The 20,534-nt window shown below is 71.2% G+C and carries 19 protein-coding genes; 10 read left to right on the top strand and 9 right to left on the bottom strand.

Annotation, left to right across the window (positions count from 1 at the left end; all coding sequences use genetic code 11):
• Positions 1-41: 41 nt before the first annotated feature.
• A complete protein-coding gene (locus tag ACWD4A_RS04740; RefSeq protein WP_451189528.1) occupies positions 42-431 on the bottom strand; it encodes a cupin in 390 nt (129 codons plus the stop codon).
• A gap of 81 nt (positions 432-512) precedes the next feature.
• Positions 513-1,409 carry an alpha/beta hydrolase gene (locus ACWD4A_RS04735; RefSeq protein WP_451189527.1) on the bottom strand — a complete coding sequence of 299 codons (897 nt, stop codon included), beginning with the start codon at positions 1,407-1,409 and terminating at the stop codon, positions 513-515.
• Positions 1,410-1,527: 118 nt separating this feature from the next.
• Here ACWD4A_RS04735 and ACWD4A_RS04730 point away from each other — a divergent pair, with 118 nt between their 5' ends.
• On the top strand, positions 1,528-2,562 hold the full coding sequence (locus ACWD4A_RS04730; protein WP_451189525.1) for a helix-turn-helix domain-containing protein: 1,035 nt from the start codon (positions 1,528-1,530) through the stop codon (positions 2,560-2,562).
• A gap of 27 nt (positions 2,563-2,589) precedes the next feature.
• Here the strand turns inward: ACWD4A_RS04730 and ACWD4A_RS04725 are convergent, their stop codons facing one another.
• Positions 2,590-4,122, bottom strand: a complete 1,533-nt coding sequence (locus ACWD4A_RS04725) for an IucA/IucC family protein (RefSeq protein WP_451189523.1) — start codon at positions 4,120-4,122, stop codon at positions 2,590-2,592.
• Positions 4,123-4,170: 48 nt separating this feature from the next.
• Here ACWD4A_RS04725 and ACWD4A_RS04720 point away from each other — a divergent pair, with 48 nt between their 5' ends.
• The gene (locus ACWD4A_RS04720; protein ID WP_451189521.1) at positions 4,171-5,670 is read left to right on the top strand and encodes an IucA/IucC family protein; all 1,500 of its coding nucleotides are present in this window, start codon (positions 4,171-4,173) and stop codon (positions 5,668-5,670) included.
• Positions 5,671-5,687: 17 nt separating this feature from the next.
• On the opposite strand, the gene ACWD4A_RS04715 is transcribed toward ACWD4A_RS04720, so the two are convergent.
• Both ACWD4A_RS04715 and ACWD4A_RS04710 read right to left on the bottom strand, forming a co-directional pair.
• A complete protein-coding gene (locus ACWD4A_RS04715; protein WP_451189519.1) occupies positions 5,688-6,254 on the bottom strand; it encodes a hypothetical protein in 567 nt (188 codons plus the stop codon).
• A complete protein-coding gene (locus ACWD4A_RS04710; protein ID WP_451189518.1) occupies positions 6,251-7,567 on the bottom strand; it encodes an MFS transporter in 1,317 nt (438 codons plus the stop codon). The genes ACWD4A_RS04715 and ACWD4A_RS04710 overlap by 4 nt, the downstream gene beginning before the upstream one ends.
• Before the next feature lie 289 nt (positions 7,568-7,856).
• Here ACWD4A_RS04710 and ACWD4A_RS04705 point away from each other — a divergent pair, with 289 nt between their 5' ends.
• The 4 genes from ACWD4A_RS04705 (at position 7,857) to ACWD4A_RS04690 (ending at position 12,296) form a co-directional block, all read left to right on the top strand.
• Positions 7,857-8,819, top strand: a complete 963-nt coding sequence (locus tag ACWD4A_RS04705) for a 3-oxoacyl-ACP synthase III family protein (RefSeq protein WP_451189516.1) — start codon at positions 7,857-7,859, stop codon at positions 8,817-8,819.
• A gap of 172 nt (positions 8,820-8,991) precedes the next feature.
• Complete coding sequence (locus tag ACWD4A_RS04700; protein ID WP_451189514.1) at positions 8,992-9,825, top strand: AfsA-related hotdog domain-containing protein; 834 nt, start codon at positions 8,992-8,994, stop codon at positions 9,823-9,825.
• The gene (locus ACWD4A_RS04695) at positions 9,822-11,693 is read left to right on the top strand and encodes an acyl-CoA dehydrogenase family protein (protein ID WP_451189512.1); all 1,872 of its coding nucleotides are present in this window, start codon (positions 9,822-9,824) and stop codon (positions 11,691-11,693) included. Before ACWD4A_RS04700 ends, ACWD4A_RS04695 begins: the two co-directional genes overlap by 4 nt.
• A gap of 99 nt (positions 11,694-11,792) precedes the next feature.
• On the top strand, positions 11,793-12,296 hold the full coding sequence (locus ACWD4A_RS04690; protein WP_451189510.1) for an LURP-one-related/scramblase family protein: 504 nt from the start codon (positions 11,793-11,795) through the stop codon (positions 12,294-12,296).
• 85 nt (positions 12,297-12,381) lie between these two features.
• Here the strand turns inward: ACWD4A_RS04690 and ACWD4A_RS04685 are convergent, their stop codons facing one another.
• Together ACWD4A_RS04685 and ACWD4A_RS04680 are read right to left on the bottom strand one after the other, a co-directional pair.
• Complete coding sequence (locus ACWD4A_RS04685; protein ID WP_451189507.1) at positions 12,382-13,104, bottom strand: dienelactone hydrolase family protein; 723 nt, start codon at positions 13,102-13,104, stop codon at positions 12,382-12,384.
• 326 nt (positions 13,105-13,430) lie between these two features.
• A complete protein-coding gene (locus ACWD4A_RS04680) occupies positions 13,431-14,120 on the bottom strand; it encodes a helix-turn-helix domain-containing protein (protein WP_451189504.1) in 690 nt (229 codons plus the stop codon).
• Between the two features lie 289 nt (positions 14,121-14,409).
• On the opposite strand from ACWD4A_RS04680, the gene ACWD4A_RS04675 reads away from it, so the two are divergent.
• Positions 14,410-15,330, top strand: coding sequence for a radical SAM protein (locus tag ACWD4A_RS04675; RefSeq protein WP_451189502.1), 921 nt, complete (start codon positions 14,410-14,412; stop codon positions 15,328-15,330).
• A 165-nt stretch (positions 15,331-15,495) separates the two neighbouring features.
• The gene (locus tag ACWD4A_RS04670) at positions 15,496-16,791 is read left to right on the top strand and encodes a class III lanthionine synthetase LanKC N-terminal domain-containing protein (RefSeq protein WP_451189500.1); all 1,296 of its coding nucleotides are present in this window, start codon (positions 15,496-15,498) and stop codon (positions 16,789-16,791) included.
• Positions 16,792-16,944: 153 nt separating this feature from the next.
• Here the strand turns inward: ACWD4A_RS04670 and nadE are convergent, their stop codons facing one another.
• Positions 16,945-17,787, bottom strand: a complete 843-nt coding sequence (gene nadE, locus ACWD4A_RS04665) for an ammonia-dependent NAD(+) synthetase (RefSeq protein WP_451189498.1) — start codon at positions 17,785-17,787, stop codon at positions 16,945-16,947.
• 234 nt (positions 17,788-18,021) lie between these two features.
• Here nadE and ACWD4A_RS04660 point away from each other — a divergent pair, with 234 nt between their 5' ends.
• Complete coding sequence (locus tag ACWD4A_RS04660) at positions 18,022-18,417, top strand: hypothetical protein (protein ID WP_451189496.1); 396 nt, start codon at positions 18,022-18,024, stop codon at positions 18,415-18,417.
• A gap of 147 nt (positions 18,418-18,564) precedes the next feature.
• Here ACWD4A_RS04660 and ACWD4A_RS04655 read toward each other — a convergent pair whose 3' ends face one another.
• Complete coding sequence (locus tag ACWD4A_RS04655; RefSeq protein WP_451189494.1) at positions 18,565-18,930, bottom strand: hypothetical protein; 366 nt, start codon at positions 18,928-18,930, stop codon at positions 18,565-18,567.
• 294 nt (positions 18,931-19,224) lie between these two features.
• Between ACWD4A_RS04655 and ACWD4A_RS04650 the strand changes: the two genes are divergently transcribed.
• Positions 19,225-20,361 (top strand): ABC transporter substrate-binding protein, encoded by a 1,137-nt coding sequence (locus ACWD4A_RS04650; RefSeq protein WP_451189492.1) that lies wholly within the window; start codon positions 19,225-19,227, stop codon positions 20,359-20,361.
• Positions 20,362-20,534: the final 173 nt, after the last annotated feature.

The following is a 20,534-nucleotide window of genomic DNA, read 5'->3' as shown; positions in this document are numbered from 1 at the left end:
CGAGGAGGGTAACGAGGAGGAGCGTCGAGGGGCGGCCTGGCCTAGGCTTCGGTCCGCTCCTCGAGACGGCTTCCCCGTGGCATGGTGACGGACAGGATGTCGCTGGGGGCGTCCAACGCGATGCGGTGCCATCGCCCGCGCGGCACGATGACCGCGGTTCCGGCCGTCAGCTTGATCTCCTCCTCTCCTTCCCCCGGCTGTTCCGGTCGGAAGGAGAGGCGTATCCCGCCGGTGAGGCAGGAGACGACTTCGTCCGCGTCGGGGTGGATCTCCCAATGGCCGGCGTGGACGTTGGCGTCGGTCTCCACATGGAAGGACATCAACTGCCAGCCGTCCCGCGAGAGATCGAAGGTCTGCGGTTCGGCGTGCACCTGGCCGTCCTGCTGAAAGCGGATGAACGACGCGAAGAGGTCGATCGGGGTGGCGGTCATGCCGGGACTTCCTTCCTGTGGTGATCTTTCATCCGGTGGGTCGTGGCGTGGGGATGGCGGGCCCGGTCGGCCGTGACCATCTCACTCGGCCAGGGCGCGGCGCAGGACTGCGGAGATTTCGGCGAGTTGTCGCTGGGACACTTCGGCGGACAGGATGGCCTGGGATCCGTGGAAGGTGCCGGGCCATTGGTGGAGTTCGACCGGTACGCCCGCCTGTAGCAGGCGCAGTGCGTAGTGGATGTCTTCGTCGCGGTTGGGGCAGTATTCCGCGGTGGCGATGTAGGCGGGTGGCAGGCCGGAGAGGTCGGTGGCCCGTGCGGGGGCGGCGTACGGGGTGGCGGGTGTGGGGCCCAGGTAGAGCCGCCACAGTTGGGTGGCCTTGTCGCGGTACATCATGGGGGTGTCGGTGAAGTTGCGTGCCGACCATGTTTCCTGCCGGTCGTCGAGTCCGGGCTGGTTGAGCAACTGGAAGTGGATCGGTGGTCCTTGCCGGTCGCGTGCCCGCAGGGCGGCTGCGGCCGCGAGTCCCGCGCCGGCGCTGTGGCCTCCGACGGCGATGCGTGCCGGGTCGATGCCGAGTTCGGCCGCGTGCTCGGCCGTCCAGGCCAGCACGGCGTGGACGTCGTCCAGGGCGGCGGGGAAGGGGTGTTCGGGGGCCAGGCGGTAGCCGACCGAGATCACCACGGCGCCGGATCCGTCGGCGATCCGGGTGGCCCACGGGTGTTCGGTGTCCAGATCACCCATGACGAATCCGCCGCCGTGCAGCCAGACGACGGCGCCCTGTGCCGGGTGCGGGCGGTAGATCCGTACCGGCACGTCCGGGCGGGCGGGCACCGTACGGTCCTCGACCTCCAGGCCCGCGATGTCCGGTGCGGGCACCGCGGCGGCCAGCCCGGCGAACTTCTCACGCGCGGCGACCGGGTCGGCCATGTCGGCCCGGGGGAACAGCGGGATGAATGCTTCGAGTTCGGGATCCATACCGGCCATCGTCACGCCCGCCACCACCCGGGGTCAGCCGCCATCCGTCGCACATCCCACCCCGATCGCGCACCGGCCGGCGCGCCCCTTTTCCTTCCTTTCCTTCTATCCTTCTGCCATGGAGGCACTGGCCGTACGGCTGTCGGGACTTGATCCGTACGTCGACGGCGCGATCCGCATCGTCGCGTTCTACGACACACTGATGCGCCGGCGGGTGGATCTCCCGGCGCTCGGCCGTGCCTCGGCGGGCCTGGCCGAGTGCGTGGCCGGGATCCGGCTCCACGGCACGGGGCGGGCGGTCCGCATGTCGCCCGGCGGCGGGGAGGCCTCCGCCCCGCCGGCACCCGCGTCCACCACGGTGCCGGTCACACTCGACGAGGAGGAGATCGGCACGGTGTGGCTGGAGCGCCCGGCCCCGCCCAACCCGCTCGACGAAGTCCTCCTCGACCGGCTCGCCATCGCCGTCGCGGCGGTCGTCGAGCGGTACGGCCCGGCCCGCACCACCATGGCCGACCCCGCCCTCGTCGAACTGGCGATAAGCGCCGGCGGTGACGAGGCGGCCACGGCCAGGGCGTTACGGCTCCTGGGCTTCGCCGCCGACCTGCCGGTCCACGTCGTCGCCGTACGGTCGAAGCTTCCGCTCGACCAGGTCGGCGGCCTGCTCTGCCCGGCACGCCCGGTGAAGGCGGCACTGATCGCCGATGTGGGCGTCATCCTCGCCACGACCCTGGACCCGGCCCGGTTCCCGGCAGGCGTCCGCGCGGGCATCGGCGCCGCCGAAGGCCCCGACCGGTCCTGGCGGGAAGCCCGCACCGCCCTCCGCTTCACCACTCCACGCCAACCGGTCCTCCACTACGCCGACTTGGGCGCGCTGGCGCTCCTGGCCGAGATACCCCGGGACGCCGCGCGAGGCAACGCCGATGTGACCGCGATCGCCCGCATCGCCGAAAGCCCGGAAGATCTGGAGACCCTGGACACCTACTGCGCCGTCGGCTCCCTGCGCCGGGCCGCCGACCTTCTCCACCTGCACCACAGCAGCGTCGCCCGCCGGCTCGAACAGATCGGCAGGACCCTGGGCATCGAACTCACCGGGCCCACCGGACTGGTACGGGCCAGACTCGCCCTCACCGCATGGCGGCTGCTCGACGACTGACGACCGAGGAAGGCCCGCCCCGACGGTTCACGGGCGCACGGCCAGCGGGTTGGGGACGGGGAGATAGCGTGGCTCGGTGCCGTCCGCGTCGATCCAGCGGGACAGGAGGTTGGCCTTGCCCGGGACCGTCGGCGCGGCGAGGAGCGCCTCGGTCTCCGGGAGGCCGCGCTCCTTGTCGTAGCGTTCGAACTCCCGCCGCGCGGCGGGCCACAGCGCGTCGGCGGACGGGGGGAAGCGGTGGGCGAGAGTGTTCGCGATCTCGGTGAGGTTGTTGACGACGAGGCAGTACACCAGGCGCTGCCAGGCCGCCTCGCGAGATGTCCTGGGGACGGTCTTGGCGCCTTCGGTGTCGCGGAAGACGGCCTGGACGGGTGTGCCGTCCGGGGCCACGGCGACCAGGGTGTTCTGGAGGTGGCACTCGACCGCGACGTCGTGCCGGGCGTACGCCTCCAGCACGGGCGGGACGACCTGGGCCAGGTAGGCCGACCACCACCGCAGCGGGTCGGTGAGGCGGTCGAGGGGGCTGCCGTCGAAGCCCTCGGGGAGGGCGGCGGCCAGGACGGCGGTGGCACCCGGGAGCAGATGGCCGTCCAGGCCGTCGCGGACGAGGACGGGGAAGGTCTCGTCGAGGCCGCGGACCGTACGGTACCCGCGTTCGCGCAGCCAGGCCGCGGGGCCGCCCATCGCCCGGAAGGCGGCGGTGACCAGCGGATCGGTGCGGCGCACCTCGTGGAGTTCATGCCGCCGGATCCGCCGGACGTCATTGGTGATCTGCACCTCCAGGCTGAACTTCAGGAACAGGTCCCCGTCCGCGCCGGGGCGTTCGGGGCTCCCGGGGACATGGACCGTGCGCACCGAGGACGTGGCCCGAGCGCGCCAGGGCGTGGTGCCCGACCGGACGAGGCGGCCCTCGGCGAAGGCGGCGCGCACGGCGGGCAGGCGGTGGGTGAGGTCGAACTGCCAGGGGTGGACGGGCAGCGGGCGGTAGCCGGGCGGGACGTGCCCCAGGGCGTCGAGGGCGCGGGTGTCGCCGTCGTCGATCACCGCGTCCTCGCGCACGCCCAGCAGGACGAGCGGGAAACGGGCATGGGCCTCGGGCGCGTAGCGCAGCCAGGCGCCGGGCGGACCGCCTCCGCTGCGGGACTTGGGGGCCGGGTGGTAGGGGTGCCCCATGACCAGGGACTGCTCGGAGCGCAGCCAGAGGTCGTCGGGCGGGGCGGTACGGGCGCGGGCGGCGAGGAGCGCCTCGACGGCCGCGCGGCTGGCGGCCATCTCGGCGGCCAGGGCGGCGTTGGAGCGCCCGGTGGCGGCGCGCATCTCCTGGACGGCGAGGTCGACGAGGTCGGAGTGGCACAGGGGGTGCCAGGTACCGCCGGTCCACAGCTCGGGGGCGGAGGGCCAGCGGCCGGGGCGGACGCGCAGCAGTCGGCCGCCGGCACGCAGGCGGTGGACGGTGCGGCCGGCGGCCGGTTCCCCGGCCGGTAAGGCGGTTTCTCGGAGCAGGCAGTTGAGCAGTGGCGTGACGGCCAGTGCGTCGGCTGTCCGGGCGAAGGCATTCATCGACCGTCAGTATGTGTGGAGTGCGTTCGAGTGCGGTAGGACGTGCGCGTGTGCCGTACCGACACCGAGCGGGACCTCGCGAAGGAACTGGACAGTATTCGCCCTGAGTTGACCGTCGCGTACCGTTCCGCCCTGCCCGGGGCGCGGGCGGCGATCCTGGCCCGGCTGTGGCGCGGGCTGGTCCACGAGCCGCTGCCCTGGATCGCGGGCCGTACCGCCGGGGACGGCGGTCCCGTGCTGCGGCTGGCCGACGGGCGGCGGCTGCACGGTCCGCCGTCGGATCCCTGGACGACGGGGACGGCGGTCGCCGCTGTGGAACTGGACGGCGTTCCGTACGACCGCCCGGCCCGGTTGCTGACCGCCCTGGCCGTGCCGGGCGGGGAGCGCTTCGCCGCCGAACTCGACCACAGCGTCGCCTCCTTGGCGCTGTCGCGCACGGCGCCCCGGCCCGCTGATCCTCCCGGGGCGCCGTGGGAATGGGAGCAGCGGTCGCCGGACGGCCATCCGTACCATCCCGGCTGCCGGTCCCGGCCGGGCTTCTCGGCCGCCGAACAACTGGCGTACGCGCCGGAACACCGGCCGGTGGTGGGCCTGCGGCTCGTCCCCGTGACGGATGCCACGGTGCGGGGTCCGTGGCCGTCGGAACTCCGGGACGGTGCGGCCGTGTTGATCCCGGCGCATCCCTGGCAGGCCGCGCACGTCCTGGCAGGCCGCACGGCGCTTCCCGGGCCGGAGGCCCATCCGCTGCTGGCGCTGCGGACGCTCGCCCTCGGCCCGGATCTGCATGTCAAGACGGCGCTGAGTGTCCGGCTCACCTCGGCCGTCCGGGACATCTCCGCCTACTCGGTGGACCATGCCCTGGCCACCTCCGAGGTCGCCGAGCGGGTGGCGGACCGCCTGGGCGGGCGGCTGCACATCGCGCGGACGCTGGCGGCGGCGGGAGCGGGCACGCCGGACCTGGCCGCGATGCTGCGGGAGTCGCCGTATGCGTACGCCGGTGCGGGGGAACGGGTCGTGCCCGTGGCCGAACTGCCCGCGCTCTTCGCCTGCCACGCCCCGCGGGAGCGGATGGAGAGGACCATCGGGTTCGCGCGCCTGGCCCTGGGCGTCTGCCTGGACCTGCTCGATCTGGGGGTGGCCCTGGAGGCGCACGGGCAGAATCTCCTCGCGGTCGTCGACGCGGAAGGGCGGGCCCTGCGGCTGGTCTACCGCGATCTCGCCGACATCCGGATCAGCCCGGAGCGGCTGATCCGGCACGGCTTTCCGGCCCCGCCGCTCACCGGCCGGTTGCTGAACGACGACCCGTCCGTCCTGCGCCGCAAGGTCTTCGGCGGCCTGATCACGGGCGCGCTGGGCCCGCTGGCCGGGGACGCCCCGACGCTGGGCACGATCCTGGAGGCCGCCACGCGGGACCTCACCCCGACCGCGGACCTGCGGGTGCTCCGGGCGGAGCGGCTGCCGGCGAAGGCGCTGACGCTGATGCGGCTGGCTCCGGGAGGCGACCGATGGGCGATGCTGCCCAACCCGCTTTCATCCGGCAGGGGGTGATGCGGAGGGCGGCCGGTCTATCCGGCGGTGGTGATGACCAGGGTGCCCGCGACGCTGATGGACTTCAGCCCGGTGGGACCGGCGCAGTCGGTGAGGTTGATCCTGGACCGGAGCGCGTCGATGGCCATCGTCCAGGTGGCGCCCTGGTACCGGCCTTCGGTGATCCCGCCGTCGAGGGGGGTCTGGGCGCTGAGCAGGTCTCCGATGGGGGTCATGTTCCAGGTGTAGGTGCTGGTGGGCTGGTTGTCCTTGGCGTCCCAGTCGACGCGTTGCGGCGTGCCGGGTGTGTTCGTGTAGCTGCCGACGGTACAGGTCACGTTGTTGCCGGTGCCTTCGGCCACGAAGTCGCCCATGGTCATGGCGGCATCGCCGGTGCACTCGCGCAGTGCGCCGGTGGGGTCGCTGATCCTGGCCGTCACGCCGTTCTGCGGTGTGGTGGTCAGGGGCGGATCGAAGTTCATCGTCCATGTGTTGTCGCAGGTGATCACCGTGGGCGCACCGGCGGACGAGACGTCGTAGAGGGCGAGTGCGGTGAAGAGGGCGCCGGCCGCGACGACAACCGGGAGCCGCCAGAGACGTTTCATGTGCCTGCTCCTTCGGGGGTACGGCGAGCGATCAGGAGCGCCCCGCCGCTGACCAGGAGCGCGACGAGGGCATAGGTGGGGACGGCGGCGGGGGTGTTGAACCAACCGGCTGCCCGGGTGGCCAGGAAGGCGGCGAGCGTGCTGCCCAGGAGCCCGGCCAGTTGGTATCCGGTCGTGGTGCCGCTGAGTCTCAGGTGGCTCGGGAAGAGTCCGGCGACGATGGCCGCCTGAGGTGCGTACATCGCCGCGAAGGCCGCCAGCGCGAGCAGGTACGCGACCACCAGGACCGGCAGCGAACCGGTGCGGAGCAGGGGAACGAACCCGGCAGCCCACACCGCTGTGGCCGCCGTGCCGGCCAGGCAGACGCGCCGTCGGCCGTAGCGGTCGGACAGGAGGCCGAAGAGAGGGATCAGCGCGATCAGGGCCAGTGGCCCGAGGACCGTGAGGGCCAGCAGGGCGGTGAAGGGCACTCCCGCGACGTTGAGGAAGGTGAGGACATAGCCGAACGAGAACGTGAAGAGCACGACGTCCGCGCCCACGGTCACGGCCGCGGCGGTCAGCAGGCTGCCCCGGTGGTCCTTCACCAGCTCGACGACCGGCCGTTCGCGGCAGGCACCGGCCGAGGCCAGCGCCTGGAAGACGGGGGTCTCCTCGATGCGCATACGGGCCCACAGCCCGACCGCCACCAGCACCGCCGAGAACAGGAACGGCAGCCGCCAGCCCCAGGTCAGGAACTGTTCGGGCGTCATCGGTGCCGATACGGCCGTCATCATGCCGAAGGCCAGCAGATTTCCCGCCGGCGCCCCGGTCTGGGCCCAGCTGGAGACGCGCCCCCGGCGCTCCGGCGCGACGCACTCCAGCGAGACGACGGCCGCGGCTCCCCACGCGCCTCCGAGGCCGAGTCCCTGGGACATGCGCAGCGTCACCAGCAGCAGCGGGGCGGCGAGCCCGATCCGGTCGTACGCGGGCAGCACGCCGATCAGCCCGGTCGAGGCGCCGGTGAGAACCAGGGTGGCCACCAGGACCGGGCGTCTGCCGTACCGGTCGCCGAGATGGCCGAAGAGCACGCCGCCGACCGGGCGGGCCACGAGGCCGGCCCCGTAGAGCCCCACGGACGTGAGCGTGCCGGCGAAGGGCGTCAGGTAGGGGAAGAACCGGTGGTGGAAGACCAGCACGGAGGCGCTGACGTACAGGAAGAAGTCGTACCAGACCAATGTGGTGCCGATGAGGCTGACGACAACGGAGCGGCGGACGTCGCCAGAGGCGTCGGAGCTCACATCGACCTCACAGCATGTGCGTTTCTTTATCGACAACTAGCCATGCTGTGTTCGGCCGCGCACCTTCGCAACGCGAGAGCTCTGAAGGAGGGAAGCCGCACCGGCGGCTCCTGCCCCGCGCGACACCGGGCGCCGCACAACGGTCCGCCCGGTCGGGGCGCCCGACCCGGATGGCCGCATCCGGCATGAGCCGGGTGGCGAGCGCGGCGTGCTGCTGATCCACTCTTCGTGGCGGGCTGCTGAAGGGGAGTCAAACGTGGAACACCGCATCGGAATTCTGGGGACGGGCGCGTTCCTTCCGCCGACAGTCCGTACAAACGCCGAGGTGGGAGCCCGTGCCGGGATCAGCCCGGAGTGGATTCTCGAACGTACCGGCGTGCGGCGGCGGCACATCGGAGGACCGGGCCAGGCGACGTCGGACCTCGCCGCCGAGGCCGTCCGCGAGGCGCTCGCCTGCGCCGGTATCGCCGCCGAGCAGCTGGACCTGCTGGTCCTGGCCACCTCCACGCCCGACGAACTGGGTCCCTCCACGGCGTGCCGGGTACAGGCGTCGCTGGGCGCGCGGAACGCCGTGGCCTTCGACGTCTCCGCGGCCTGCTCGGGCTGGCTCTTCGCCACGCGCGTCGCGCGCGACTGGCTCCTCGGTGACCCGGACGCACGGTACGCCGCGGTCGTGGGCTGCGAGGTCTACTCACCGTTCGTCGACGCCACGGACCGCCCCACGGCCGTGCTGTTCGCCGACGGAGCGGCGGCCACCGTCATGGGACCCGTACCCGCCGGCGAGGGTTTCGGGACCATCGCCCTCGGCTCCGACGGCCGCCGGGCCGGAGACGTCCTCATCCCGGCCGGCGGCAGCCGACGCCCGGCCTCGGCCGCCACACTCGCCGACGGGGGGCACCACATCGCCATGGACGGGCGCGCCGTCCGCGACTTCATCGTGGACATCGTTCCCAAGGCCGTGACGACCGCCCTCGAACAGGCGGGCCTGACACTGGGGCACGTGGACGTGGTGGTCACGCATCAGCCGAACCCGGTCCTGCTGCGCGGCGTGGGAGAGTCCTTGGGCATCGATCCCGACCGACTGGTGGTGATCGGAGACCAGGTCGGGAACATCGGCGCGGGATCACTGCCGTTCGGCCTGGCCCACGCCGCGGCCGAGGGCCGGATCAAGGCGGGTGACCGGGTGCTGCTGGTCGCGTTCGGCGCCGGACTCACCTGGGGCAGCACGGTCATGACGTGGAGCGGCACCACCAGACCCGCGCGCAGCCCGCTCCTCGCGGCCACATGAGGCCCCGGGCCCGCCCAGGCCCGCCCGGGCCCGGCGGTACCGGATTCCGGCCGTACCGGATTCCGGGCCCGTCGGCGCGGACGGGCCGAGCTCGCGGGGCCACCGTTCGCCTTACCCGTTCCGACCGCGAGCCACAACCACGCCTGTCGGCCTCGCACTTGAGGAGAACACCATGGCCACACCCCGGATCCTGTGGGTGGTGGGGGAGTCCTTCTCCCGCGCCACCGTCCATCCCCAGATCGTCACCGCCAGGCAACTGCGCGACCGGCTCGCGCGATACGTCCCGGAGCCCGATGCCCGGCCCACTGTGGTGCCGGGACTGGGAATCGACGAGAACACCTGGGCCGATCTGTGCGAGCGCATGCCCGAGGCCGATGCCGTTCCCGCGGACACCACCCACCGCCACCCCCCGAGACCCGTTCCACGCCATCGCGTGCTCAAGCACGCCCAGGACAACGTCCTCATCGGAGACGCCCGAGCCGCCGACGGCCGCTTCAGTGCCCGCCTCACCGTCCCCAACGAAACCGAGATGATCCGTGATCACACAGCTGATCAGCAGCACGTCCCCGGCATGCTGCTGATCGAGGCATGCACGCAGCTCGTCACCTGGGCCGTCCCGGAGCTCGTCGCGCCCCTTCCCGGCCAGGGCGACCGCTATGCCGTGATGCACGGTCTGGAGACCGACTTCGAGAGGTTCGTCTTCCCGCTCCCCGCCGAACTCGACGGCACCTTGCGGGTCACCGGACCCCCCGAGGACCATCGCATCCCACTGGCAGCCGAGGTGACGATCCGTCAGAGCGGCCGTGTCTGCGTCAACTGCCGAGTGCGCCTGCACGCCTTCGACCCCGCACACATCTTCGCGATCGAACACGCCCAGGCCATGCGCACCCTGGAGCGCTCGGCACACCCCGCCGCGCAGTCCGGGACCGTCGGTCACGTCCTGCCCGGCCCACCGGCCGAGAACCTGCTCCGTGTTTCCCCGGAAGCCCAAGAGGCCGCTCCGTGACGGACCCCGCCCCGGAGCCGTCCGGACCGGCCTCGATGCGGCGCCTGCTGCACGGCGACCGGCTGCGTCAGCTGTCCCGCCTCGACCGCCTGCTCGACAGCCCCTGCTTCGACCGCGGTTCACCTGCCGGCCCGGCCGACGACCGGTACGGGCAGACGTACAGCAGGCTGCGCGCCCTCGGGCTCGACGCGGGCGGAAGCCTCGCCCTGCACCACGACCGGTCCCGCCTGCTCACCACCCTCGAATGGGCCGCGACGGTCGATCCCGGCCTCTTCCTCACGGCGCTGGTCCACTTCTCCGTCGTCACCTGCACCCTGGCCGAACTCGGACGGCCCGGCGAGAGCCTCGCACCCCTCATCGAGGACCTCGACCGAATGGACGCCGTCGGCGGCATCCTCATCACCGAACTCGGCAGCGGCAGCAGTCACCTCGCTCCGGGGACCGAAGCCCGCTACCACCACACCAGCCGTACCTTCACCCTCCACACCCCCGGCCCCGAAGCGGCCAAGTTCATGGCACCGGCCGGCTCACCCGGCCGGTCCAGGATCGCCGTGGTCTACGCCAGACTGCTCGTCGACGACCGTGCGCACGGCGTCTTCCCCTTCGCCGTCCGCCTGCGACACGGCGCCACCACGGCCCCCGGCGCCCGCATCACACCACTTCCGCCCACCTCCCTCGTCCCGCTCGACTACGCCGTCATCAGCTTCGACGGCACCCCGGTTCCTTACGACGGCTGGCTGCGCGACAGCGCGGACATCACCGACGACGGACACTTCGAGGACCCCCTCGGCGGCAGCGACCACCGACTGATCCGCTCCCTGCTGGCCTCCGCCCACGCATCCGTCAGCGCGGCCACCGGCCAGGCCGCGGCCGCCCGGGCCGCCGTCGCCATCGCACTGCGCTACGCCCGCGGGCGCACCACCATGGGGCGGCTCGCGCCCGAGCGGCCGGTCCTGGAATACCGCACCCAGCAGGAGGCCCTCTACAGCGCCCTCGCTCATGCCTACGCCGCGACCTTCCTGGTCAACGAGGAGCGCGAGCGTTTCGTACGAGGGGCGCACAGCGGGCCGACGGCCGTCGGCGACACCCCGCCCACCTGGGCACCCTGGAGTGCGGCCCACCGCGATCTAGCCCTGGCCAAGGCATGGACCTCCCGCACTCTGGAACAGGTCGCCGCCGTATGCCGGCAACGCTGCGGCGCACAGGGCGTGTTGTCCATGAACCGCATCACCGACTACGAGGACCTCGCACGGATCTTCCACGCGGCCGCGGGCGACACCCTGCTCATCCACCTCGACGCCGGCAAGTCGCTGTTGGCCGAACCCCTGCCGCCGGCAGCGGAGCCACCGGCAGGCCCCCTCGACGTGGCCGACCCGCGCACCGCCGTCGGCCTCGCCCGTCTTCGCGAACGCCGACTTCACACGGATCTGGCACGGCAGCTCGACCGGACCACAGGCGCCGGCAGCGGCCCCCGCCTTCAGGCGCCCGACGAGTTCGCCGTGTGGAACCCCCTGCTCCCCGGCCTCGTCGACCTTGCAGTCGCCCACACCAAGAGGGTCGTTCTCGAACGGTTCCAGGACCAGGTCGACGCCCTGGCAGGCTCCCCGGACCAGCCTGCCCTGGCCGCCCTGCAACACCTCATGAGCCTGGACAGCATCGAGGAGGATCTCGGCCGGCACCTCGAACACGGCGACCTGACTCCTGACGAGAGCCGGCTCGTCCACGATGCCCGTCCCCGCGCGCTCGCCGACGTCCACACCCACCTGCCTGCCCTGATCGACACGCTCGCGCTGCCGCCCGCACGCCTCGGTGCCCCGATCGGACGGCCCGACTGGCTCCAGGCCGTCCTCGACTCCGCCCACCACTGACGGTGCCCGGCCCCGTGCCCGGCCCACCCGCCGACCCATTACGCTCTGGGCACCACCCTGCCGTCGGCCCGGCAGGGACGATCCGGACGGGGGAACGCCGTGCGCTACCTGGTGCGCGACCGCATGCTGGCCTTCCACGAAGAGGCGTGGATCGAGACCGAACACCGGGAGAAGATCTGCAAAGTCGACAGGAAGCTGTTCCGGCTGCGCAGCACGTTCGCCTTCGTGGACACCCGGGGCAACCAGGTCGCCACCATCGTCAAGAAGACCCTGACCCTCCACCACACCATCCTGGTCAAGCGGGACGGCAGGACAGAGGCCCGCATCAGCAAACGGGCCTTCACCTTTTTCGGGGACCGCTTCCGGGTCCGCCTGCGGGACGGCAGGAGGCTGCGGATCGTGGGCAACTTCTGGGACCGGGAGTTCGACATCCAGGAACAGGGCACCACACTGGCCCATATCTCCCGCCGTTGGTTCAGCATCCGGGACGCCTACTCGGTCGACGTGATGGACGAAGAGGACGCGACCCTGCTCCTCGTCCTGGCGGTGTGCGTGGACCACACCCTTGAGGACCGCAAAGGGGAGAAGCTCACCAACCTCTGAACAGGAGCGCGGCCGGGCACCACGGGCCCCTGCCGGGTCGGCAGGGGCCCGTGGTGTGGAGCGCTGTCGGCCTGGCGGCCCGGCCTTACTTCAGGTGCCGGCCGAAGAACCGGTCCCCGTCCTCCACTTCGAACCACGGTGTGCCGGTGTGCCCGCCCATATTGGCGTGCAGCGTCTTCTCCTTGGTGCCGAAGGCGTCGAACAGGTCCAGGGCCCGCTGCCGGGGGTTCCCTTCGTCGTCCCACTGCAGCAGGAACAGCAGCGGAACGGTGACCTGCCGGGCCTCCTCGCGCTGGGCGCGGGGCACATAACCACCGGCGAAGAAACCGGCGGCCGCGATGCGCGGCTCGACCGCCGCGAGGCGGATGCCGACGGCGGTCCACCCCGAGTACCCGACCGGGCCGCCGATCCCGGGCAGCGAAAGGAGGGCGTCCAGGGCGGTCCGCCATTCCGGGACCGCCTTTTCGACCAGCGGGCCGACGAGGGACTCGAAGATCTCGTCGACCGGCTCGCCGGCCTGCATCGCCCGGCGGAGGTCGGCGCGGGCCTGCTCGTCGGCGGCGGAACGGGGCCGGTCACCGCACCCGGCGGCGTCGATGGAGGCCACCGCGTAGCCGCACGCCGCGGTGTGCCGGGCCCGCGCCACCAGCCGCGGTTCCCGCTTGGGCAGGCCGTTGTTGTGGGCCATCAGGATCAGCGGGGCCGGTGCCGCTGATTCAGGCGTCCACAGGGTGCCGGGGATCTCGCCGAGGGTGAATTCGCGCTCGAGGACGCCGTCGTCGAGACGCTGTTCAGAAGTGAATTGCATGGTCGTGCCTTTCGGGAGTGCTCTTGAACGGCGCTCCCGGACGACCTATCGCCCGACCGTGACCCCGGAGGGGAGCACCCATGTCAATACTGCGTTCACGGGTACCACCTCCTCGTTCTCTCGCACGGCCTCCGGAAAGGTAGCACTGGCCGCCGTGGTCCCCCAAACGGTTTTTTGCGCGGGCTCCGTGGCCGGCTGCCACGGAGCCGGAACGCCACGCAGAGCTGCTTGGCCTCAGCGCGGCTTCCCGAGGTGAGGCACCGGGGCAGCGGGCGCGCGGGCGCGCTGGGGGCGCTGTCGTTCTTGTCGAGCACAGCCGAGCGCCCTCAGCGAGCGGCATGCAACCCCGCGCCGACTGCTCGGCCCGCTTGTGTGACGAACCGCGTCAGCCGCCGTAGATCCTGCGTGGGGTCGACCATCGCGCACAGGGCGCCGACGACCTCGCCACGCGGCAGCGTCACGGGCGCGGCGACACAGCACACGCCGGGCACCAGCTCCTCGTGGTCCAAGGCCACGCCGCTCTCCTGGATGGCCGCCGCCTCCCGCTTCCAGGAAGTCGGCAGCGGGCCCACCGGGGCGGTCGGCGGCGCCGTCGCCACCAGTACCTTTCCCGCCGCGGTGCCCCACGGCCAGGTCACGCCCGCCCGCAGCGGGGCCAGTTCGTCCACCACGCCGGAAATCCCCGCGGCCGCCATGGTCCGGCCTTCCCGCAGTACGCACAGGCCGACGCTCGCACCGGTGACACCTGCCAGGTGCCGCAGCGGTTGCCGTGCCGCGGCCTTCAGTCCCGGATATGGCTGCCACTTGTGCCCCAGGCGAAAGATCCGTGCCCCCGTCCGGTAGTTGGTGCCGCGGCGTTCGACGGCGCCGAGCTCGATGAGCTGCTCCAGCAGCCGGTACGCGGTCGTCTTGGGCAGGCCGCTGTCCGCGGCCAGCGCGGCCAGGCCCGCCTCTTCCCTCCCCGCCAGCGACTCCAGCAGGGAGAACGCCCCCTCCAGCACGCTTCGTCCGGGCAATGGCTGTTCCTCCGGATTCCGGACCGTCGACCCTCGCCCCGCCATACGCTCGACCCCCTCTCGGCTCCGGGAGCCAGTCAAGGCGGCAGGGATAAACGTCCCGTGTCACCCGGCTAAACAGGCTGGCCCGAGCCGTGCGGCCCTGCTCAAGGGTACGGCTGTGCCCGTGTCCTGTTCCGCTCAGCGGAACGCTCCTCGTGCGGCCGACCGCCGCGCCACTACGGTGAGTTCGCGGACGGTGCTTCTGCCGGTCCGTGGACGGGGGACGAACGAGGGAGGGGAATCCCCGGTGGATACGCTGAGCGGCCCCACGGATGTCATCTGGGACATGACCTATTCCTGTCCGCTGCGCTGTGTGCACTGCTATTCGGAGTCCGGCCGGCGCCCGTCCCGGCAGCTCGATCACGCACAACTGCTCCAGGTGGCCGACGCGTTGATTTCACTGCGCCCGCTGGGCATCGCCCTCGCGGGCGGCGAACCCCTCCTTGTCGAAGGCGTGCTGGAAATTGCCGAGCGTATCGCGCGCGCGGACATTCCCGTGGTCCTCTACACCAGTGGGTGGCACGTCGACCGGCCCCTGGCCGGACAACTCCTGGAGGTCTTCTCCCGGATCGCCGTGAGCCTGGACGGTGCCACGGCCGACGTGCACGACAGGATCAGGGGCCGGGCCCGCTCCTTCGAGCGTGCGCTCAGGGCTCTCGCCTTCCTCGACGAGGCCTCCCGCGATCTCGCCGCGCGCGGTACCGGCCCCGGCACCTTCGGGATCGACTGCTCGCTGATGCGGAGCAACATCCACCAACTCGAGGAATTCTGCGCCGACATCGCCCCGCGCTTTCCCGCGATGCGGCATCTGATCTTCGGCGTGACGGTTCCCTCAGGGCTGGCCAACCGGACCGGATTCGCCGAGCGCGAGCTCCTCGACGACGCGCAGATCCGCCGCACGGCAAGTGCCCGGCAGCTCGAACACCTGCAGTCGCTCGCACCCGGGACGCTGGACATCTCCATCGAGGACAACCGCATGCTGCTGATGCACCCCGACGACCTCGCCAAGGGCTGGGTCCTGCACGCCATGCAGGTGGAGCCGGACGGCGGGGTGCGAGCCATGCCGATCTACGAGGGCACGGTGGGAAACATCCTCGACGAGGCCCCGGCGTCCTCTGGGAAAAGGCGGTCGCCCGGCGCGGCGACCCGTTCGTCGTGGAAACACTGACACCCGTGCGGACCATGAGGGAATGGGCGGAAGCCGCCCGGCGCATCGACCACCACTTCGGCACCGCCGAGGACCGCGCCAGGATCGACCGGCGCCCCGAGTACCGCTGACCTCTCCTCACCGAATTCTCCCTCGCGTTGCCGGCACCGGACGAAGGCGGAACCCATGGAACCCGGCCGCACCGCGGAACGGTCGCTGCTTGTGGACTGCCTCTGTTCCGTCCTCTCCCGTCACGAACCGCACGAATGGCGGATCAGGACGGGCGACTTCTGGTGTCACGTCCGGCTGCCGGAGGCGCCGTCGCGCATCCAGGGATGGAAACTGCGTGTTTCGGCAACGCCGCTGTCCGCCCCGCTGGTTCTGGCGCAGACAGCCGAGATCCTGGCCGCTCACCGCTGCCCGTTCAAATTCGCCGGAACCCTTGCCCGGGTGGCGGAACTCTGCTCGCGCGGAACGGGCCGGAGCAGCGGTGGCAAATTCGTCACCGTCTACCCGGCCGGCGACGACGACTGGCTGCGCGCGCTCGCGGAAGAACCGCACCGCGCCACCGAGGGCCTGCCGGGGCCCGGCATCCTCTCCGACCGCCCGTACCGGCCCGGCAGCCTGGTGCACTACCGCTTCGGGGCCTTCCACGGGGTGCCCGTCCTCGGCAACGAGGCCTCGTACGAGGTCATGCTGATGGCGCCGGACGGCTCCCTGGACCGGGACCGGCGCGATGCCTGGTTCTCGCCGCCGCCGTGGGCGCCGCGGGACCCGTTCACCGGACAGCGGCCCGAACCGCCCGCGCCCGGCGGGGCGACTCCCCGGCCCGTACGGCTCGACGACCGCTACGTCGTCCGTCACGCCTTCACCGGCGGGGTCCACCGGGCGACCGACGAACGCGACGGCGGCGAATGGGGCCCGCCCATGGCGCTCGCCGAGCGGCTCGCCGTCGGCCTGGTCGGCCTGGTGGAGCTCGTCCATCGCGAGGGCTTCGTCCTGCGCGACTTCAACCCCAACAACGTGATGGTCACCGAGGACCACGAGCTGCGGCTGATCGACCTCGAACTCCTCGCCCGCCCCGGCGAACGTGTGGTCCACGCGCACACGCCGGGCTACGCGGCCCCCGAACAGGCCGCCGCCCGGACCTCCGACCGTTGCCCCGGCCCCGCCACCGACCTCTACGGCCTCGGCGCGGCTCTCCTCCATCTGCTCACGGGCGTGGACCCGTTGGTCGCTCCCGACGATCCGCCCGCACGCCCGTACCGGCAGCGCATCGCGGGGCTGCTCGGCCACCTGTGCCGTGACAACTCCGCGGCGCGCCGGTTCGCGCCGCTCGTCCTCGAGCTCCTGCACGAACAGCCGGGGCTGCGGCCGGACCTCGCGGAGGTACGGCGCGCCCTGACCTGCCGGGCCCTGCCGACGGCATCCGCCGTGAGTGTGCCGCAAGTGGTAGCCGACCCACTCCGACATCCGGAGTGAACGCCGCGAGCGTCCGGCCCGCATACGGGGGCGGGCCGGACGTTCACGGTGTTCTCGCGCGCTCCTCCGGTACGAGGACACACCCGGGCCAGGAAGACTGTGCCGTGGGTCGTGTTCATCGCATCACACGCGGAGCGGGCGACAATGACACGATCAGCCGGAGACCGCGGGGGCGATGGGCAGCCGACGCTTGTGGTCGGTGAGGCGGTAGCGGCGGACGATCGTTTCAAAGGACCGCTCGTCCACCGGCTTGCCCTCCAGGAAGTCGTCGATGTCGTCGTAGGTGACGCCGAGCGCGTCCTCGTCGGCCTTGCCCGGGTCGAGGGTCTCCAGGTCGGCCGTCGGGGTCTTCCACACCAGCTCGGCGGGCGCGCCCAGCGCGTCCGCGACGGCGCGTACCCGGCGCTTGGTCAGGCCGGTCAGCGGGACCAGGTCGGCGGCGCCGTCGCCGAACTTGGTGAAGAAGCCGGAGATCGCCTCGGCGGCGTGGTCGGTGCCGACGACCAGGCCGTCGTGCGCGCCGGCCACCGCGTACTGGGCGATCATGCGCTGCCGGGCCTTGATGTTGCCGTGCACGAAGTCCTGGTGGTGGGCGTCGCGGAAGCTCACCCCGGCGGTCCGCGAGGCCTCGAGCGCGGCGTCGCTCGCGGGCTTGATGTCCACGGTCAGTACGTGGTCGGCCCGGATGAAGGAGAGCGCGAGCTGGGCGTCGTGCTCGTCGGCCTGGACCCCATAGGGCAGCCGCATCGCGTAGAACCGCACCTCGTGCCCGGCGGCCCGGGCCCGCTCGACGGCGAGCTGGCACAGCCGGCCGGCGGTGGTGGAGTCGACGCCGCCGCTGATCCCGAGCACGAGGGAGCGCAGACCGGTGGAGGTCAGCCGCTCGGCGAGGAAGGCCACCCGGCGTTCGATCTCCCGCTCGGCCTCGAAGATCTCGGCGACCTGGAGTTCCCGGGCGATCTCCTGCTGCAGGGCTATGGACGCCGGCTCGCTCACGTCTGCTCCTTGTTCCTGTTCGTTCCTGTTCACGGTGTGCTGTCACACCCACCCTACTCAGCCCTGATACCCGGCATGGCCCCTCCCCGGTGGGGTCCCGGCATCATGGGTGGCTGGGCTGTCCGGCTGAATACGGCCCGCAGGCGTTTGGCTTCCCGTGGGTTGCCGGGACCACCGGGGAAAAGCGCAGCACGATACGTCTGGGATCAGCAGGCCGGCCAGGCAAGGAGTGTCGTGAGAAGACTCGTGCAGGCGGTGACTTTCACCGGGGCATGCGGTCTGGTGCTGTGCGGCACCGGAAGTGCGCGGGCGCAGACCGATCCGGGCGGATCGCTGCTGGCCACCGTGGCGGGCGCGGATCTCGGTACCGTCACCGGAATGGTGTCCGGCGTGATCTGCAACAACCGCCTGGCCGACTTCAATTACAAATCGCCGGTGACCGATTCGCCGCACCCTTGTGTAAACGGTCCGGTCCACAGCGGAAACAGCAGTAACAGCAACAATTTCCTCAACCACGGAAATCCGGTGGACAGCGGAAACATCGAGACCGCCGCCGGTTCCACCAACAGCCTCAACTCCGCCACGGGTGCGGAGCGCGACAGCAGGATCGACGTCTCCAGGATTCGCTAGTACTCCAGCCGTGGACGCGATCCTGCCGGTCGGGGACGCGGTCGTGGAGACGGACCGATATCGGATCGCCGGACCGCCCCTCCCGTACATGCCTCAGGCCCCGGTCTCACCGGGGCCTGAGGCGATCACGGGCACTGTGCCGTCATTTCACAGACGCAGTTCGCCGCCCTCGCCGATGTGCTGCTGGTGGTTGGAGCTGCCCGACGCGGCACCTGTACCGCTGGAGCCGGAGTTGACGGACCCGCTGTTGTTCGTGGGGCTGCCGCTGTTGCTGGGATTTCCGGTCAGTCGGACATTCTGTGCGTTGCTGGTGTTTCCGCTGTTCACGGGACCGTTGACGCAGTACCGGGCCTGGCCTTCGCAGGTGAATCCGGCGTGGAAGCGGATGTATGTGTCGCCCTCGGCGCCGAACGGCCCGTCGCCCCAGGCCATGGCGGGCGACGCCCCGCCCCCGGTCAGAAGCAGGCCGAAAAGACCTGTGACCGCCATCTTCATGGGACTGGTTCTCTTCACTGTGTGGTCCTGACCCTCGCGGTTGGCACATCCCACGGCCTTGCTACCGGTAGCGCCTGCATCGACCAAGTCTGCGAAGTGCCCGGCCTTCCGCGTTCACCCTCTCCGACCACCGTATTCACCGTGACGGCCCTTTTCGGAGGTCACCGGCGAGGACGGGAGGCCGCCGCGACTGTGGCACAGGTCACCCGATCACCTGTTCTTGAAAGTTCAATGAGGTCGTTCTAGGGTGTGCCCCGAGGATGTTCTTGAAGTTTCAAGAACATCCGTTTCCCCCCTCATGAAGGAGTCGTCGTGAAATCCACCCGGAAGGTCTGGGCCACAGCCGTCGCCCTCGGCGTGCTCGTGGCCGGCGGAGCCACCACCGCTGCCGTCGCCCCCACCGCTCACCGCGCGTCGACGGGCGCGAGCGAAGACGAGCAGCTGCAGAAGCTCTACAAGGACGCCGTGGCCGAAGGCGGCCGCCTGGTCGTGTACGCCGGCGGCGACAAGCCGGGTCAGGCCGACTACCTCAAGAACGCGTTCGTCAAGCAGTTCCCCAAGATGAAGGTCGACACCGTCGTCGACTTCAGCAAGAACCACGACGCGCGCCTCGACAACCAGATAGCCGAGCACAAGGTCGTCGCCGACGTCGTCCACCTGCAGACCCTCGACGACTTCCCGCGCTGGAAGAAGGAAGGGGCGCTCGAGCAGTACAAGCCGGTCGGCTGGAACAAGGTCTACGACCGGATCAAGGACAAGGACGGCTACTACACGGGCCTGTTCTTCTTCGCCTTCGCCGACGTCACCGCCACCACGCTCGGCGACAACGCGCCCGTCGAGGCCGAGGACTTCCTGAAGCCCGAATTCAGGAACAAGCTCGTCTTCACCTACCCGAACGACGACGACGCCGTCCTGTACTACTTCAAGCAGCTCACCGACAAGTACGGTTTCGACTACCTGAAGAAGCTGCTCGCCCAGAACCCCAAGTTCGTCCGCGGCACCGCGGACTCCGCGAACCTGGTCGGCACCGGTGACTACGTCGCGAACTTCGGCAGCGCGGGCAGCTCCAGCGGCCTGTCGAAGGCGAGCATTCCGGAGAAGTCGCCCTGGGTCGCGTGGCCGCAGACCGGCGCCATCCTCAAGGACGCCCCGCACAAGGCCGCCGCCAAGCTCTACCTCAGCTGGATCCTCTCGAAGCAGGCGCAGCAGGGCACCGGCGGCTGGAGCTCCCGTACCGACGTGGCCGCCCCGGCCGGCCGCAAGGGCATCTTCGACTATCCGAACATGAACCCGCTCGGTCTCGGCGCGTTCATGAGCGACCGCGCCGCCCTGGACCGCTACAAGGCGCGCGTCAGCCTCTACGTCGGCGACGTCCAGGGTGCGAACCCGGCCGACCCCAAGGGGCGGCTGGGCCTGTACCCCGTCGACCAGAACGGTACGCAGGGCTAGCCCGCGGCGCGAAGGCGCGGCCGGTGGGCGGCCGCGCCCGGTGGGGCGTTGGGGTGACGCATGGCCAAAGTGCCGGTGAAGCACGGGAGTTGTTCGATTAATAGCGATGGGCGAACGGATGGTCCGAGGGTGAGGTCTTGAGGCCTGCTGTCAAGCGGAATATGATGCGCGGG

Source organism: Streptomyces sp. NPDC002537, from assembly GCF_053594975.1.
This window is presented reverse-complemented; position numbering and strand designations above follow the sequence as displayed.